This window comes from uncultured Gimesia sp. (assembly GCF_937919775.1).
Classification (GTDB): domain Bacteria; phylum Planctomycetota; class Planctomycetia; order Planctomycetales; family Planctomycetaceae; genus Gimesia.
In genome coordinates this window covers 1-2503 of record NZ_CALFPF010000638.1, presented here as the reverse complement: position 1 = coordinate 2503, position 2503 = coordinate 1, and the positions used below count along the sequence as shown (strand labels likewise).

The following is a 2503-nucleotide window of genomic DNA, read 5'->3' as shown; positions in this document are numbered from 1 at the left end:
TTGGGAAATGGCATCTGGGAGACAATTACCCGTTTCGTCCCGAAGATCGTGGTTTCCAGGAGACACTCTGGTTTCCTTCTTCACACATCAATGCCGTTCCCGACTACTGGAACAATGACTATTTCGAAGACACTTACACACGCAACGGGCAACGAGAAAAGTATCAGGGATATTGCACCGATGTGTTTTTTGGTGAAACGATAAAATGGATTCAGTCACGCAATACTAAGCAGCCCTTCTTCGTTTACCTTCCACTGAATGCCCCGCATGGTCCCCATTTTGTGCCAAATCAGTATCGGGATCCTGTTGAAGCTGGAATGCAGAAAAATGAAAAGCTGGTTCAACACTTATCCCCGTCAAAACGAAAATCGCTGGTCAGTTATCTCGCCATGTGTGCGAACATTGATGAAAACATTGGCAAGCTGGACCGGTTTCTTCAGGACTCAGATCTGTTCCATAATACAATCGTGATTTTCCTGACCGACAATGGCAGCACGATGGGGCCGGATTACTTCAATGCAGGGATGCGGGGGAGAAAAGTCACGCTCTGGGAAGGCGGGCATCGTGTGCCCTGCTTTATTCGCTGGCCGGAAGGAAAACTTGGACTTCCACGGGATCTGAACGATTTAACTCATGTGCAGGATTTACTGCCGACTCTGACAGACCTTTGTAACGTTCCACAGTCGATTCCCCATCTGGACGGTATGAGTCTGGTGCCACGATTCCGTGGTCGGGTAGAAGCGTTGCCCGAGCGAATGCTGGTTGTGAATTACAGTCGCATGCCGATTCCCGGAAATAAAAAGAACATGTATCTGTCAGTTCCTCGCAAAGAAGGAGCCGCCGTGCTCTGGAAGCATTGGCGCTGGCTGGAAAATCGGGAGCTGTATGATCTCAGTCATGACCCTCTTCAGCAAACAGAGGTTGCCGCAGCGCATCCGGATATCGTCAAAAAAATGCAGGCGCACCTGGATCAGTGGTGGGGGGGAGTAGAAAAGACCGTCGCCGAACCTCAGCGTGTGATCATTGGCCATGCATCAGAAAACCCCGCGATGTTGACTGCCTGTGAATGGCTGGATGTATTTGTCGATCAGCAGGGGCAGGTTCGTCGTGGCGATCGCAAAAATGGTTCCTGGCATTTGATCGTCGATCAACCGGGCACGTATGAGCTGGAGCTTCGTCGTTGGCCTCGCGAAAGTCGCCTGAGACTGGATGAGGGGGCTCCCGCACTCAAAGTAACGGACGGGCAGTTTGTTACAGGCGTCGCATTGCCGATTGCCAGAGCGAAAATCAAAATCGGAACATTTGAAGCGACTGCGAAACCGGATAACGGTGGAGAGTCAATCACCTTTGCGGTTCCTTTGAAAAGTGGTCCTGTCAAGCTGAAGACCTGGATGCAAAATGAGCAGGGACAGGAGATTTGCGGCGCTTACTATGTCTACGTGAAGCGGAAGTAAACGAGGTATTGCTCAGGTTGGCGATTGTTTTCCGGTCGCACTTAGCAGTGTTTGCGCAAAAGATTCCAGGTGCCTGATGTTATCACAGAAGGCGGCATACTGAATCTGCTGACGAATTTGTTCGTGAAGCGCGCGACCGCCGACCACGAATGCAACATCGGCTCCAAATTCATCATAAAGTTTGGAGTAAGAGTGAATGAACTGTGTTTCATCTTTGATATGGCTGACGCTGAGCCAGAACATCTTTGGTTGATGTTGACAGATCGCGGCGGCAAGTGTTTCGAAAGGGAGGTTTGCTCCCATTGAAACGGCATTCCATTTGATATCGCGCAGAACCAGTTCTACCATCGTCGTAGCCAGGCTGTATTGATCACCCTCGGCTGCCCCGCCGATTGCCAGTGGCGCATCTCGTGCGGGAGCAGGAATCAATGTACGTAATTCGTGGAGGACTCGCAAAGCCAGTTCGCATCCACGGCGTTCCTGGTAGACCTCTGCATCGCCGCACTTCCATCGATCTCCGATGGTTGCGAACGCTTTCGCAAAAACCAGGTCGCAAATGGCGCTGATGCTGTGTTCTGCCAGATACAGGTCGAGCACAATTTGACGGCATTGCTCCTCGTCCCCCCCTAGTAATGCTTCGGTGAACTGCAAGGCGGCTCGGTCGATGACTCGAATGGTTTGCCCTGTGGTGGCAGGCAGTCCAATCACTTCAGGCCGAATTAATTCGTGCTTGCTGGATCTGAGAAAATCAATGAGTTCAGACAGCGCGATACGACGGTGGCCACCCGCCGTGTATTGGGTGGGAATGATTTCTTTGTCGCACCAGCGTTTTACAGAGGATTCGCTGACCTGGAGTGCACGTGCAACCTGTTTCGGGGTTAGAAATTCGTTCATTGTGCCAATCTTATGTTGAACGATTTGGTCGTTATAAGGTGGTGGTTATTTTTGTGGATATACAGATCTTAGTTAATAAATGCCGATTTGACAAGTGGATAATCTATAAGTGATGACTCAGAACTAAGATAAGTCATATTTTTATAAAATGAACG

At 50.1% G+C, this 2503-nt stretch carries 2 protein-coding genes; one reads left to right on the top strand and one right to left on the bottom strand.

Translation table 11 applies throughout. The features are described 5' to 3' along the window. Window positions 1-1454, top strand: a 1454-nt coding sequence (locus Q0294_RS18270; protein WP_299468322.1) for a sulfatase-like hydrolase/transferase, incomplete at its 5' end; no start/stop codon positions are given. A 12-nt stretch (window positions 1455-1466) separates the two neighbouring features. On the opposite strand, the gene Q0294_RS18265 is transcribed toward Q0294_RS18270, so the two are convergent. Then, window positions 1467-2348, bottom strand: coding sequence for a helix-turn-helix domain-containing protein (locus tag Q0294_RS18265; RefSeq protein ID WP_299468320.1), 882 nt, complete (start codon window positions 2346-2348; stop codon window positions 1467-1469). Between the last annotated feature and the right edge of the window lie 155 nt (window positions 2349-2503).

Coding starts and splice junctions, on each gene's coding strand:
- Q0294_RS18265 (WP_299468320.1), bottom strand. CDS start 2,348: ATGAACGAATTTCTAACCCCGAAACAGGTTGCACGTGCACTCCAGGTC.